General features: G+C 40.0%; 12 protein-coding genes and 1 tRNA gene. 5 read left to right on the top strand and 8 right to left on the bottom strand.

Annotation, left to right across the window (positions count from 1 at the left end):
* The first annotated feature begins 8 nt into the window (after nt 1–8).
* From IE056_RS08180 to IE056_RS08170, 3 genes are all read left to right on the top strand, one after another.
* The gene (locus tag IE056_RS08180) at nt 9–1019 is read left to right on the top strand and encodes an endonuclease/exonuclease/phosphatase family protein (RefSeq protein ID WP_189604205.1); all 1011 of its coding nucleotides are present in this window, start codon (nt 9–11) and stop codon (nt 1017–1019) included.
* A gap of 78 nt (nt 1020–1097) precedes the next feature.
* Nucleotides 1098–2177: a CNNM domain-containing protein gene (locus tag IE056_RS08175; protein ID WP_189604204.1), complete on the top strand. Its 1080-nt coding sequence runs from the start codon at nt 1098–1100 to the stop codon at nt 2175–2177.
* A 494-nt stretch (nt 2178–2671) separates the two neighbouring features.
* On the top strand, nt 2672–3628 hold the full coding sequence (locus IE056_RS08170; RefSeq protein ID WP_189604203.1) for a calcium/sodium antiporter: 957 nt from the start codon (nt 2672–2674) through the stop codon (nt 3626–3628).
* A 259-nt stretch (nt 3629–3887) separates the two neighbouring features.
* Here IE056_RS08170 and IE056_RS08165 read toward each other — a convergent pair whose 3' ends face one another.
* Genes IE056_RS08165 through IE056_RS08155 form a run of 3 tightly spaced genes read right to left on the bottom strand, consistent with a single transcriptional unit; the run spans nt 3888 to nt 8800 of the window.
* Nucleotides 3888–5084 (bottom strand): PepSY-associated TM helix domain-containing protein, encoded by a 1197-nt coding sequence (locus tag IE056_RS08165; RefSeq protein WP_189604202.1) that lies wholly within the window; start codon nt 5082–5084, stop codon nt 3888–3890.
* 60 nt (nt 5085–5144) lie between these two features.
* A complete protein-coding gene (locus IE056_RS08160) occupies nt 5145–6404 on the bottom strand; it encodes a DUF4374 domain-containing protein (RefSeq protein WP_229793703.1) in 1260 nt (419 codons plus the stop codon).
* An 11-nt stretch (nt 6405–6415) separates the two neighbouring features.
* Complete coding sequence (locus IE056_RS08155) at nt 6416–8800, bottom strand: TonB-dependent receptor (protein WP_229793702.1); 2385 nt, start codon at nt 8798–8800, stop codon at nt 6416–6418.
* A 321-nt stretch (nt 8801–9121) separates the two neighbouring features.
* Here IE056_RS08155 and IE056_RS08150 point away from each other — a divergent pair, with 321 nt between their 5' ends.
* Nucleotides 9122–10270: an MFS transporter gene (locus IE056_RS08150; protein ID WP_189604201.1), complete on the top strand. Its 1149-nt coding sequence runs from the start codon at nt 9122–9124 to the stop codon at nt 10268–10270.
* Between the two features lie 135 nt (nt 10271–10405).
* Nucleotides 10406–10490, top strand: a tRNA-Ser gene (locus tag IE056_RS08145).
* A gap of 187 nt (nt 10491–10677) precedes the next feature.
* Here IE056_RS08145 and IE056_RS18845 read toward each other — a convergent pair.
* The 5 genes from IE056_RS18845 to IE056_RS08130 form a co-directional block, all read right to left on the bottom strand.
* On the bottom strand, nt 10678–11010 hold the full coding sequence (locus tag IE056_RS18845; RefSeq protein WP_444544491.1) for a transposase: 333 nt from the start codon (nt 11008–11010) through the stop codon (nt 10678–10680).
* A 104-nt stretch (nt 11011–11114) separates the two neighbouring features.
* On the bottom strand, nt 11115–11630 hold the full coding sequence (locus IE056_RS18840) for an ISAon1 family transposase (protein ID WP_444544490.1): 516 nt from the start codon (nt 11628–11630) through the stop codon (nt 11115–11117).
* Nucleotides 11631–11640: 10 nt separating this feature from the next.
* Nucleotides 11641–11820: an ISAon1 family transposase N-terminal region protein gene (locus IE056_RS18835; protein ID WP_444544489.1), complete on the bottom strand. Its 180-nt coding sequence runs from the start codon at nt 11818–11820 to the stop codon at nt 11641–11643.
* Complete coding sequence (locus IE056_RS08135; protein WP_308427610.1) at nt 11757–12002, bottom strand: hypothetical protein; 246 nt, start codon at nt 12000–12002, stop codon at nt 11757–11759. Before IE056_RS08135 ends, IE056_RS18835 begins: the two co-directional genes overlap by 64 nt.
* A 375-nt stretch (nt 12003–12377) precedes the next feature.
* On the bottom strand, nt 12378–14123 hold the full coding sequence (locus IE056_RS08130; RefSeq protein WP_189604200.1) for a hypothetical protein: 1746 nt from the start codon (nt 14121–14123) through the stop codon (nt 12378–12380).
* Nucleotide 14124 lies beyond the last annotated feature (1 nt).

Raw genomic sequence — 14124 nt, 5'->3', positions numbered from 1 at the left:
TTTTTAAAATGTCCATCACCAGAAAAATCTTCTACTATCTGATCATCGCAGGTTCTATTATTTTGATAGTAGTTAGTTTTCTTTCCCTAATCCACAACCTTTCCCTGTGGTACTCTAAAGTTCTGGATTTTCCCAGGCTACAATATTTAATTACGGGAGTGCTGTTTCTTTTGCTTTTCATTGCCGTAAATAAAAAGTGGAACTTGTTTTCTATGATGATCGGGATTGGCTTGTTCGCTTCCATTGGGATCCAATCTGCTAAGATCCTGCCTTATTTTGCCGCTGAAAAGACAGTTCCCGATGCACGTGAAGCAGTGGCAGACGCGGGTGACAACGTCAGCATCTTAATAGCAAATGTGCTGATCACCAATAAAGAAAGCGAAAAGTTTCTTGAGATCGTAACAAATGCCGCACCCGATATGCTCCTGGTGATGGAATTGAATCAATGGTGGCTGGACCAACTTCAGCCTCTTAAAAAGCAATATCCTCATACCATGGAATATCCGCTGGATAATGCCTACGGAATGGCACTTTATTCTAAATTTCCGCTGGAAGAAAGAGAAATGCGCTTTTTTCAACACAATGATGTTCCTTCTTTTCATGCCAGGGTAACGTTACCTTCAGATAAGGAGTTTTATTTTCACGGGGTTCACCCAGTGGCTCCTGTCCCCAGCGGAAGATATCCCGACAATGTTGGAAAAGAGGAGGTAGCCTTGCTCAAAACAGCCGAACTTGTCGCAGAAGAATCACTACCCGCTATTGTAGCCGGTGACTTTAATGATGTTTCCTGGTCCAATACCTCCAGATTATTTGAAGACACCGGAAACCTGAATAATGTAAGAATTGGAAGAGGGTTATATAATTCCTTTGATGCAAATTCCAAATTATTGAGATGGCCACTGGATCATTATTTCGTCACCGCCGGAGTTTCTGTGCGCCACCTGGAAAGATTGCCTCCTTTTGGGTCTGATCATTTCCCAATGCTGGCAGAATTTGTGATCAAAAATAGCATTATGTAAAAGAAAATTCATTGAAACCATACTGTTTTATTCACTTCTACTTTTAAAAATAGCTAACTTTACAAAAAAATCAGCTAAATGGGTCTATTAATTTTTTATGCAATTATTTCAATTTTCTTCTCATTCCTTTGCTCCATTCTTGAAGCTGCTTTTCTAAGCATGACCCCGAGTTATATTCGGGTTAAACGAAACGAAGGAAAATCTTATGCAAATTTGCTCGAAAAATTGAAGGAAGATGTAGATCAACCTCTTATCGCATTATTAACTCTTAATACCATTGCCCACACTGTTGGAGCTATTCTTGTGGGAGTCCAGGCAGAGAAAGCATTCGAGAACGGGGAAAATATGGTGGGGATCATATCGGCAGTAATGACCTTTGCCATCTTGGTTTTGTCAGAAATTATTCCCAAAACTATCGGAGCCACTTACTGGCAGTCTTTAGGGAAATTTACTGCACTTACGTTAAAGGCATTAATCATCCCAATGAAATACACCGGACTGTTATGGATCATGATGCAGATCACGCGGCTGATAGGAAAATCTGGTGAAGGTTCTGCCTTAAGCAGGGAAGAATATCTTGCCATGACAGATGCTGCCGTGGAAGAAGGTGTTTTTGAAGAAAGTGAAAACACCTTAATACGCAACATCCTTTTGTTTAAATCTGTACAGGCTAAAAATGTAATGACGCCATTTTCTGTAGCTGTTATTGCAGATCAATCTATTTCCATAGAAAACTTTCACAGAGCAAACAAGGACCTAATCTTTTCCAGGATTCCGATCTATGAAAACACCCCCGGAAATGTCACAGGCTTTATACTTAAAGATGAAGTTCTGGAAGAAATGCTGGATGATAAAGGTCCGGAGCCATTGAGTTCCATCAAAAAGAATATGCCTTTTGCCTCCATGGAAACTCCTATTACAGATCTTTTTGACCGTTTCGTTAAAGAAAGATCTCACATGGCCATTATCGTAGATGACTATGGAAATGCCGTTGGTCTGGTCACCATGGAAGACATTATAGAAACCCTTCTTGGTCTTGAAATAATGGATGAAAGCGATAATGTGGAAGACATGCAGGAACTTGCAAGACAAAACTGGGAAAAGCGAGCCCGGCGCCTTGGAATTATCCATGATAAAAAAGACAATCCTGAAACCTGATTTTTTTAAAAGAGTTAGTCCGCAGTTAAGCAGCAGGTCGTGTATTTAAAAATTCAATCTGGTGAATTCTTCCTGCTGAATAAAAATCCGAAAAGCTGCAAAGGCGGAATATGCTGAAAAATGACTGCTGCGATAGCCATTACAGAAATAGCCGGGATAATTCCAATGATTCCCCACAAGCACCGCCCAGCAGCACCACTACAATAACGGTAAATGGATGCAGATCTACTTTATTGCATATGACGTAAGGTTGTAAAACTTAACTTTCCAGGAACTGCGAAACTACGCCTGTTTTGATAAACCCAGATCTCCGAATTCTATCCAGGTACCCTTAGGAAAATCAAGCTCTAATGCCGAGTAATCAATATGAATTTCAGAAAAAAGAATCTGAAATAATTAACTGAAAATGTATCACTTAAGCCCTGAAAAATTCTTTTTAGCACCTGTTTAAAATTCGCCAGGAATAGTATATTTACACCGTTTAAAAAGCTGATATGATATTAAATTTTTTATTGTTACTGGCAGGTTTTGTTGCTCTTGTTTTTGGAGCAACAAAGTTGGTAGAAGCTGCTTCCAGTATTGCCGTTAAGCTGGGAATACCCAGTATTGTTATAGGTCTTACCATTGTAGCTTTCGGTACTTCTGCACCTGAGCTGGTGGTAAACCTTATGGCAGCTTTTAGCGGAAGTACTGAGGTTGTTATGGGAAATGTCCTTGGAAGTAATATTTTCAATATCCTGGGGATCCTTGGTATTTCAGCAATTATTTATCCCCTTACGGTGAAATCCACCACTACATGGCTGGAAATTCCTTTAAGCCTACTGGCCGCCGTTTGTGTTTTAATTGTCGCAGCAGACGTGGCACTGGATAGTGCATCGGTAAACCTGGTGTCAAGATCTGAAGGATTGATCATGCTGTTATTCTTCATCATTTTCCTAGTATATAATCTTTTAATTGCAAAGTCAAGTGAAACCACAGAAAAGATGGAAACGAAAGAATACGCTACAGGAAAGGCTGTGGTTTATATCATCCTGGGCTTTGCCGGACTTATCCTGGGAGGCAGGCTAATTGTAGATAATGCAGTAGAAATTGCCAGGGTAGCAGGACTTTCCGAAAGGGTAATTGGCCTTACTGTTATTTCTATAGGCACCTCACTTCCTGAACTTGCCACTTCCATTGTAGCCGTACGTAAAAAGAATCTGGATATAGCGATAGGAAACGTGGTGGGCTCCAATATTTTCAATATTTTCTTTATCCTGGGACTCTCGACCACCATTACTCCGGTGGCTATAAATGCAGGATCTTTTGTGGATATTTTCACAAATATTGCGGCCAGTTTACTGCTATTCCTTTTCATCTTTACCGGAAAAGGAAGAAAGGTAGAACGATGGGAAGGATTTTTATTTCTGATCCTATATATTATATATGTCACCTACCTTATAACCTCGTAAGAAAGTTTATTAAATAATCAGCTCAGTGATTAAATCTGAAAATCAGAATAGATTTTCCCGGCAGAATCAGCATTTTAACAGCGAATCAATTGTGGATAATGGGCTTCATGGGAATGATGAATAATTCCAGACTTAAAAATGCTGCTTTCAGGAGGAATCTTATCTTTTAATCATCCGGGGGTTACAGCCTGATGATTTTTCAGTAAATAAAAAAGAGGCCAATCAACTGGCCTCTTTCAGAATAAATTAGAAATATTTCTTAAGCAGTCTCAAGCTCCCGCTTCACCACTTTTTTATCTTTTTTCTTTTTGTTCCACCACACCAGGAATCCCGTTACGGGTAAGCTGGCACTAACAAGGCTTATCAGGAAAGCAAGAATTTTGCCGGCTAATCCCCATACAGCTCCTACATGTATGTCGTGGTTAAGCATCATTAGCTGATCTGCAAAACCCGCATCTTCATACACATCTCCCTGAACCCTGTAGCGTTCCAGGGTGTATTGATCAAAATAATATTCATTTCGGTTGTACCAGGTACCCTTGTCCTGATAAGCAATGATCTCAATGGCATCTTCGGGATCTTCAGGGGTTGGTGTAAGATACATTCCCTGCGCATCGGGCTCCTGTTTCACCACTTTATACCATGCCCTGTCCAGCACCGGAATAATTTCATTTTCTGCCAATTCTGCCTTTGAAATATCAGAATGTGGATGATGATGTCCGGGATGCGATTCCCCTCCTGAAGTCACATAGTAAAGCGAATCCTCAAACCATTCGAAGCTCCACACCAGTCCTGTTACTCCAATAATGAAAGCAAATACCAGGGAATAAAAACCGAGCACGTTATGAAGATCATAATTCACCCGTTTAAATTTTGCATTCCATTTGATGTTAAAACTCTTCTTATAGGTATTTTTATTCCATTTTTTGGGCCACCACATGATAAGGCCCGAGATCAACATCACCAGGAAGATCAAAGTAGCAATTCCTACTATAGGTTGGCCTATGGAATAAGGCAACCACAAGGCCCGGTGCCCGTCGATAATGAAATGAAAGAAATCGAATTCGCCGTTGCCCACTGTCTGCATACTTTTTATTGGTTCTGCAGTATAAGGATTCAGGAAAATAACCGAAAATCCCTCTTTTTCTCCAAAGGTGTGATATCCCACTGCGGCTGCACCTTCCCTGTTGCTGTAGGTAAGCCCCGTAGGTTCCATTCCCGGCATGTGAACCCGCGCGGTATCGAGTAACTGACTTGGAGGCACAAAAGCCTGATCCCTTGCTTCTACAAAACGCCATGGCTCCATGGCATCTTTTATTTCCTGCTGAAAAGCGTAGAAACAACCGGTAATGCTCACAATGAAAACAACGATCCCGGAAAACAATCCCAGCCATAAATGAAGCCAGTCATTGATCTTTCTAAAAGTGCTTTTTTTGGGCTTCTTCTTGCGGTTCATAAGATATTAGAAAAACCGACTTCACGAATAATGTGAAGCCGGTGATAAGGTTATTAAATATTAAAATTTAAAAAATCCGGCAACAAAATTAGCTTCCACTTCGGCTCCTTTTGTAGCAGTATAATCTGTTGTATTTACCCTGTAAACCGAAACCACGTTATCTTCAGGAATTGTAAGATAAACGTAATCTCCATCATGAAGAGCAGCGAGTCTCCTTCCGGCGCCGTTATGCTCAGGAATGCCACTTATGAAATTCACCGTTTGATCATTCAGGTCGATGATGGCAGATTGTAAAGGACTATCAGACCATCTTTCCTGCTCATTCCTGGAAGCCATATTCATTTCAGCAAAAACTTTTCCGTTACCAAGATATTTTACATGTGCAGGAGTACCACCTGCTACTTCTGCAATATCAAAATAATATTCTTCATCAAATGCAGTTTCACCGCTGTTGATACGCAGAATTCCACTGTCATTGGTTACCTGACTAAAACCGTTAGCGGGATTGGAATGAGAAAATGCATAAATCCTTCCGTTCTCATCCTCTATCAATCCAGATTTGGTGTTAAAACCTCCAATGGGTCCCACACGATCATCTGTGATCACCTCCTGAAATTCGAATCCCGGGTAAGAATACACGGCAACTCTTGCCACATCAGTCATATTGGTCTCAAAACTTACCGGATCGCTGATGTAGTAGCTAAGAAACAGGTTCCCTCCCTCTATTCGCATTCCGGAATAAGCGGGAGCATCAACTTCTGTAAGATCAGAAACTGGACGGCTCACCGTACTTGTTGCAGTGACAGAAGTTTCATTTAAGGTGTGAAATGTAATCACATCTGAATCTCCGTCAATACTTACTGCTACCAAAGTATTATCATCTGCCTTAATAATATCAGAAAGACTCCTGTCATAAGACACATCTCCTGTTTGTACAAGTTCCCCGTCTTCTCCCCTGGTAATTCCTACCACATTCACATCGTCCAGACCTCCAATACTGTAAATGGCATTGTCGATTTGCTTGAAATCGTAATATCCCGGCTGTTCGATTCCCTGCCCTGCAGCAGATAGCGTTCCCGACATTACATCGTCAAAGAGTACTGTGTAATAGGTGAAATTCCCTTCACTTCCCATGATGGACAGTGAAAGCACAAAAGGCTCTTCTGTAGGTTCAGGGGTTGGATTTGGGTTTGGGTTTACCTCATCATCATCGCTGCTGCAGGAAGTTACAAAAAGTGTTGCAAAAAGTCCTAATGCCGGCAGCACCATTTTGCCTGCTCTTTTAATTGAAAACATATTGATCTTCGTTTTAGGGTTCATATTATTTGTTTTTATAAAGCATATCTAAGTTTCAGGTAGAACGCCCTACCCGGTTTTTGCAGAAAATATTTATCATATAATCTTGCATTGGTAAGGTTCCTTACTTCAAAAGAAATATTATATTTCCCGTTGTTGAGAGAATAAGAGAGTTCAAGATCATGAGAAGACTGGGTAGGAATGATCTTTTTGGAATCCCTGGATCCCAGTTCGGCCCAGCTAAGGAAATATTCTTCCACATAGTTATACCTGTAAAGCACATTCAGCAAAGTTTCTTCTGAAAAAACATTTTTGAAAGTAAATCCTGCAGTTGCATTTCCGAAGAAATAAGGAGTATTGGGCAACCGGAATCCCTTCTGAAAATTTCGCTGGTACCCTGTATTGGTATAGGATTCATTGTACACAAAATCTGCCTGGTCTGTAATATCCTGATAGGTTACATTTCCTCCCAGCTGGAAAAAATTTCCCCACTCGTAGTTAATGTTTCCTTCTACCCCCAGCGTACGGGTCTCACTGAGGTTGTCGAACCGCGTTTGCGGACTGGCAACGGTTACCACCTGATAGATAAGATCCTGTGCATTGCGGTAAATAAAGCTACTTCCAACAGATAAAAAATGCTCATCCTTTATGGTCATATTATACCCTGCTCCGAAATTAAAATTATTGCTCTGCTCCGGTCCCAGGTCTGGATTGGGATTGGTAAAGAGTCCGTCCCCAAACATTTCGGTAGCAGTAGGCATTCTGTAGGTATGTTCATAAGAAGCCTTCAGTTGAAGCTGTGGCAACAAAAAATAAGAAGTTGCCAATCCATACCCGAAATTATCCTGCGAGGCTTCAAAGGAATCAATCCGCTGCGTCTCCAGTCCAAAATCATATTGTTTGCTTCCTTCAGCTAAAATATTGTAGTATTTTCCGAAGAGCGTTGTACTCCATTTTTTATTAGGATCAAATTTGTAAGCCAGCCCTCCTACCTGCTTCCCCAAAGATTTAGGAAACATATTCTCGATCCTGTCGGGGTTCTCTGCATCAAAAATGTCCCTGGAAAAATGAGAGTATGAATAATTGAAAGCAACAGAATGCTGCTCATTGAACTCAAACCCGGCGTTTAAACGACTGCTGAAATCATTATCATCCATGGTCGTGAAAGTCCTTCGAAGTTCCCCATCTGTAGAACCTGGAATGTAGGTCGCTTCGCCAAGCCAGTTGTAAGTGACTCCGCTTAGTGTATCAATAACCTCACTCTTGGTCATATTGTAAGCTGTATAAAAACTAACATCGAGCCCTGGAGTAAACAAATCTTCCTTGCTATATTTCAAGGTTGGAACAATTGATTCACTGTTACGGGTAATCCCGCCAAAAACCCTTTTCATGGTTGCTCCATGCTGCACTTCCTTATCGTTTGCAGCTGCAAGGACTCCAACCAGAAGTTGATCGGCATAACTTTTATTCACCAGGCCGGTTTCTATTTTGGCACTACCAGAGCGGTAACGATCGTGAAAACGTTCCACTTCGGTCGTGTCAATAATATTATTCCCTTCTCTAATGGGAACCCATACCTTATAGTCATTATCTGAATAATTGTAATTGATGTTTCCGCGGAAAGTAAAACCAGATTCAAGCTGCGTATAGGCACCATTAACCGAAGCACGATGCGTATTAAAAGAGCCAAGCGAATAGGAAGCATCCAGAAAGTTCGCACCCTGATTGGTAATGATATTGACTGCACCACCCAAAGCATCTGTTCCCAGCCATACGGGAACTACACCTTTGTATACCTCTATTCTATCAATGGAATTCACCGGAATATTATTGAGACCGAGGGCAGAACCAAAATGATCCATCGGGATTCCGTCCATAAAAAATTTGACCTGGTCTCCGGAAAATCCGTTGAGGGTAAAATTCATGTCAGATCCAAGTCCGCCCTCCTCCAGTATCCGGACTCCGGGTACTCGGTTTAACACCTGCTGAGCATCTGATGTACTGTTATAAAGATCTTTTGTAGAAATCGCACTTACCATGTAAGACTGTTCCCTTACCTGCCCGGCAACCGATTTACCAAGCACCGTAACCACTTCTATTTCTTCTGTTTTATCCTGCAGCACCACATCAAGATTTCTTTCCTCATTTTCTGAAAGATCCAGGGTAAACTCCCTGCTTTCATAACCCAAAAACCTTACCTGTAACTGGTACTTGCCCGCTTTAAGATTGTTGATCTCGTAATCCCCATCAAGGTTGGTCATTGTTCCCATACCTGTACCTTTAAGAAGCAACGTTACCCCTGAAATTGTTTCACCTGACTGGGATTCCACTTTCCCGAAAACGCGTGCATCCTGGGCAAGTATTCCATTACTAAATAGCATTAAAACAATATAGGATATGGTAAAATGAAGAATTTTCATGCTGCTAGTAATGACTTCTTTATTTAGACTTATTATAAACAGATGCAAATATAAAAGGAAAATATAATCTGCAATCACTTATTTAGATTAAATCTAATTAATTTTTTTACGGGCGAAATTGTGAATCTGAAAATCATAAACTATTAGCATTTTTTTGACTTGTAGAAAGAAGTTTGATGAAAAAGGTCCTTCAGGAAGGAATGAAATTCCTCTTTTTATCTAGGCATTTCCAATATTTTATGTTTCCAAAAAGTAAATAATTCCGAAAAATTTTATCCTTCTGGAATTTGAACAGATATTTGCAGCTTCTCAAAAGAGCATATGGAAACCAGATCAAAACAACGCATCTCTTTAAGCACCTACTTTTTTATTTCCGGGTTTTTCTTTTCATCCTGGGCTTCCAGAATTCCGAGTATAAAAGAGAGTTTTCACCTGAACGAAGCCGAACTGGGAAACCTGCTTCTTGCCATGCCCATTGGGTCTCTTATAGGCCTTCCAATTTCAGGCTGGCTGGTATCGAAGTATGAAAGCCGGTTTCCGCTTTTAAATTCCTTTATCTTACTGGCGCTTGCCTTGTCATGGATTGGTTTTGCCGAAAATATTTTTGCCCTTGTGGCAGCTGTTTCCATTTTCGCTTTCTCCATAAGGATCTTTAATATTTCCATGAATACCCAATCAATCACCCTACAGAAAAGTTTCACCAAAAAAATCGTAGGATCCTTCCACGGATTATGGAGTACCGGCGGACTTACTGGGGTGGCTTTTTCAACACTCATTATAGATCTTAAAATCCCCATGCACCAGCACTTTTTAATGGTGGCGGGGCTGGGTTTAATTGCAGCACTCTCCTCCTACACCTTTCTTCTCACTAAGGATAAATCAACCGCCGGAAATAAAATTAAATTTGGAAAACCTGATAAATTTATACTTTACCTGGGGCTCCTGGTTTTCTTTGCCTCTTTATGCGAAGGAGGCATGTTTGATTGGAGCGGAGTTTACTTCAAAGAAGTGGTCGGAGAAGAGGTATTTACCTTAGGATACCTGATTTTCATGTTGTTCATGGCGCTTTCCCGTTTTTTTTCAGACAAGATCATGGAGCGGCTTGGAATGCCAAGAACCTATATTATAAGTTCCTCTTTTATTGCCACAGGAATTTTGATGATGATCTCTTTTCCGTACTTCTGGCCGGCTATCATAGGATTCAGTCTCGTAGGAATGGGGGTTGCTGCCGTGGTGCCCATGACCTTTATTCTTGCAGGTACTTCTGAAAAATATTCTCCCGGAATGGCCATTTCCATTATCACTACTTATGCTATTGTTGGCATGTTGCTAGGTCCTCCACTGGTAGGTTACCTCGCACACCTGTTTAATCTACAGGTTTCCTTCGTATTATTTCTTATTGCAGGAATGATGTTCATTCCTGTCTCACAGCTGTTTTTTAAACATCAAAAAGCTACAAAAACCTTGTAAAGCAAATTGAAGCACTTGAAGTAGATTTTTTTTGATTTCAACCATCTGATTTTCAGCGGAAGAAAAATTTAGCTTCAAAAAAGAGTAAAATTCTTTCCTGAAATTGAAAAAGCTTTCTATATTTGCATCCGCTAAGGAGAAATGGCAGAGTGGTCGAATGCGGCAGTCTTGAAAACTGTTGAGGGTCACACCTCCGGGGGTTCGAATCCCTCTTTCTCCGCTGGATAACTTCCAATTTAAAGTAAAAAGCCCGTAAACTCAGCGTTTGCGGGCTTTTTCATTTTTACCCATATCAAATAATATCATTTTTTATCATCCTATTCGGTGTACAAATCGATGGCCATGGAAATGTCGAAAATCATGGAAACCAAAGTAGGAGTTTTCGGATCATGACTAAATGTTGTGGATTAAGCAAATATTCTAGTTATTCTGAAGAGGAAGAAATTAATGTTTTTTACTCCTCTGAACTGACTCCTAAAGGCTTTTATTTTTGCATTAAAAGATTCTGCAGAGGCATTAGTACTTCTATTTGTGAAGTAATTTAGGATTGATCTGTAATTAAGCTTAATGCTATTGACTACAGTGTTGAAAGCTGTAAAACCAGTTTCTTCCACTTCTCTATACCAGTGTGCTAATTTTGTGAAGGCTACACCTTTATCTTTTGTTTGGTTAAAGATGTTTCTTAGATTGTTTACCAGAGAGTACGCCTGGTGGATATCGGGATATTCCTTGAAGAGGATCTCTGCCCGCTTTGATTGCTTCTTTGTCCATTGGAAGCTGCTTTGTAGAGAAGATATCTGCTTCGAACTAACAGTTGCCTGTGAGAATCACCATTTTTCAATAATTATGGTATATAGCGTTCTTTTGTTTTCTTAACCTTTTGCAGCTGTTCATTTTCTTTATATATGGCCACCCAGCGATGTTTAACCCTTAGATCCTGAAGTGCCTCTATAGCCAACTTTTGAACGTGGAATCTATCAGTTACCTGAATGGCTTTTGGGAAGCATTTCGAGGCGATATGCTTCATCGAAAAGGCCATATCCAAAATTATTTCCCGGACTTTGCTGCGAAGGGGTGAGGGTATTTTAAGGAGCTGATTAACGATTGGTTCTGCCTTTGTTCCCGCTATTATTGCAACCAAAGCACCCTTCTTTCCTTTAGCTCTTTTGTTGGTGATTATGGTGTAGAGTTCTCCCTGGGATAAAGCTGTTTCATCCAGGGAGAGATGAGGACCAATATTTTCAGGGAAAATTAAATAGCGCTTTGCATGTTTCTTTTCCTTCCATTGGGTAAAGTCACTCAGATGGTCCTTATACTGGCGCTGCAACTTCTTTCCATTAAAAGCAAAGAACGATCCGATGGTATGGCAATCAGAGGCCTTCGTATCGACTAATTTCTTTTAAAAAAGCAGCGAACTCGTTGGTCATACGCGTTCCCTGTGCTACTAAATTCCAGTCCCTTTGTACTACCTGACCGGTATCCTTATCTATCCATCTACGGCGTTTAACATGAAGATAAACTGTGTTCCCCCGGAGCGGAAAATCCTGAATAGTGACTTCTTTGTGGAAACCTTAGATGCTAACAATCTGGAGGAATGTTCCTGAGGAGGGACATTACGCTCTTCAAAGTAAAGATGAAGTACTTCTTTTTCTTTATTACTTCTTATCAAATCGAAATTCTCCACAAGGAACTGTGGTAGTACAAGCTTGAGTAAATCCAGGTAATTATCCACCTCTAGTTTTTCTGGAAATATCAGATTTTACTTCAATTCCTCCACAACTTGTGAGATTGATCCCTTTTTAGAGTAGGTATCTGCTCCTGGCAAGTAGTTGTTTATGCGAATCACCATTGGAAAACAAAAACGAATCTTGATCTTCTCTTCTAGCGCTCTTTTGATCATATTTAGGGATTGTATTCCCCAAATACAATGTTTTTTGGGGATTGTGTTCCCTGAAAATTGTAATTTTATAAAAGAGTATAGACCCTAATCTAATAGATTAAAACTTCCTTCAGGAAATGAAAGAGGGCACTCCTAATAGGCACCGTCACTCAACCTAGGTATTTAACAGTCAATAAGATTAAATAGATTCTATTCATTTTACGGCAATTATTCTACTATAAATTGTTCCTTTAACGAAACCGCCTGTCCATCATTCGTAAATCCTTCCAGTACTATCTCAAATTCGCCCTCTACATCTGAGGTGAAAAATTCCAGTACAGTTTTTTCATCCTGAATCGTTATATCTGGATTCCAAAATAATTGAAACCTGTAGTCTGGAATAGTATTGCCTTCAGATTGATTCTCATATGTCTGCCGGAAATATTTCTTAGGAATTTGAGCAGTGGGTATTTTTACTCTCTCACCAGAAGCAGTGGATATTCTATCGATATAATCTCCTTCATGAGTTTCTACTACCACAGCTCCTGGAAAATTTTCCGGGCCTATAAACAACATATCCCGAACAATCTTTATATTCTTTATTTCCTCCGCATCCATCCTGATAAAATTTTCATGATCCTGCTCCACAATACCATCGATAACTACTAATGCCTGCTGCCCCATTCCCAGGGTATTTTCAAATCCTCGAACTTCAATAATTGAATGGCCTTCAGAAGTCCTTGTGGTCCAGGCAGATTTAATGATCTCGACAACAGTCTCAGAGACTGTCTCAAACCTTGTAAATTCATCAAGATGATAAATTTCAACCAGCTCAGCAGGTAATATATCCCTTGCTGCTTCAGTTACTAAAGTATCAGGCTTAGCTGAAAAATAAGCATTCTCGATCTGATTGTACAAACTTCTTTTTATAATGATTTCCTCCATTTCCGGAGAAATAGTATAATCAGCGAATACAAGTTCTTTCCGTCCTAAGCTCTTAAATTCATCAATATGAATTTCTATTTGTTCTTTATCGTTTCCGTTAAAGGATATCACAGCCTCCCCACCCCTGTTTTTCCCGTCCAGATTGAGTAAAAATTTTCCATCTTGCCTTAAATTAACAATCTGAGCCAGGTAATCATCGGAAGGTATCGAAAATATAATGTTTCCCTGTATTTTAGTGTCTTTTGAATCAGTGTGTTCCGCCTTTCCTGATAATATTGGACCACGTAATTCAGGTAGAAAGAATTCTTCATCAACATTTTTCGGTGAAGTCGTTTTTCCTGAAGGAAAGACTGCTGCTGATTTTCTCTCGGGAGAAGGTAATTCACTCAGCTTTCGAACTGAAAGCGAAAAAGTTCCGTTGAAATTTCCGTTTTTGCTCAAATTCAATAAAACTTGGTCTCTTTTCCTGAAATGCCGCTTGTTTAAACTGAATTCAAAAAATCGGTTATCTATTGCTTCATTTTTTGCATTTCCTTTCATAGGAATTGCTATATCTGAAACTTTTTTATTCTGGTTTAATAAATTTCTTTGGTCTGACTGATAAGGATTAATTATGATCACATCTCCTTCGAAAAAATTATCTTTAAAATTCCTCATCCAGTTAGTGTAAGCTACCAGTTTATATTTTCCGGATGGAATATTTGTGGTGACAAAATAATCGCTGCTCCCCTTTCCCTGCTCAAGGTTAAGCCTGTGGTGAAACACCTGCCCCTGCTTTTCACCGATTAGCTCAACATAAGCTACTTTACTGAGTGTGGAAGCTTTTCCTGTTTGTGCATTTAATGTATACAGACTGTATAGCAGATATTCACCTGGAAAGAAAACAGTCGAATTTAGATGTACATGGATATCTTCCCGTGGCATCTCACTTATAAAATCGACTGGAACAGAGGTTCGCTTTACCTGGGCAGATGCCCCGGCTGAAAGAACCAACCAACAGGTAATTAATAATATTAATTTGTATTTCATA

Source organism: Salinimicrobium marinum, assembly GCF_014651535.1.
Lineage (GTDB): Bacteria > Bacteroidota > Bacteroidia > Flavobacteriales > Flavobacteriaceae > Salinimicrobium > Salinimicrobium marinum.
The sequence above is the reverse complement of the archived record's forward strand: the minus strand, read 5'-3'. Positions and strand labels throughout refer to the sequence as shown.

Coding starts and splice junctions, on each gene's coding strand:
- IE056_RS08160 (WP_229793703.1), bottom strand. CDS start 6,404: ATGAACCCTAAAACGAAGATCAATATGTTTTCAATTAAAAGAGCAGGC.
- IE056_RS08165 (WP_189604202.1), bottom strand. CDS start 5,084: ATGAACCGCAAGAAGAAGCCCAAAAAAAGCACTTTTAGAAAGATCAAT.
- IE056_RS08130 (WP_189604200.1), bottom strand. CDS start 14,123: ATGAAATACAAATTAATATTATTAATTACCTGTTGGTTGGTTCTTTCA.
- IE056_RS08180 (WP_189604205.1), top strand. CDS start 9: ATGTCCATCACCAGAAAAATCTTCTACTATCTGATCATCGCAGGTTCT.
- IE056_RS08155 (WP_229793702.1), bottom strand. CDS start 8,800: ATGAAAATTCTTCATTTTACCATATCCTATATTGTTTTAATGCTATTT.
- IE056_RS08150 (WP_189604201.1), top strand. CDS start 9,122: ATGGAAACCAGATCAAAACAACGCATCTCTTTAAGCACCTACTTTTTT.
- IE056_RS08170 (WP_189604203.1), top strand. CDS start 2,672: ATGATATTAAATTTTTTATTGTTACTGGCAGGTTTTGTTGCTCTTGTT.
- IE056_RS08175 (WP_189604204.1), top strand. CDS start 1,098: ATGGGTCTATTAATTTTTTATGCAATTATTTCAATTTTCTTCTCATTC.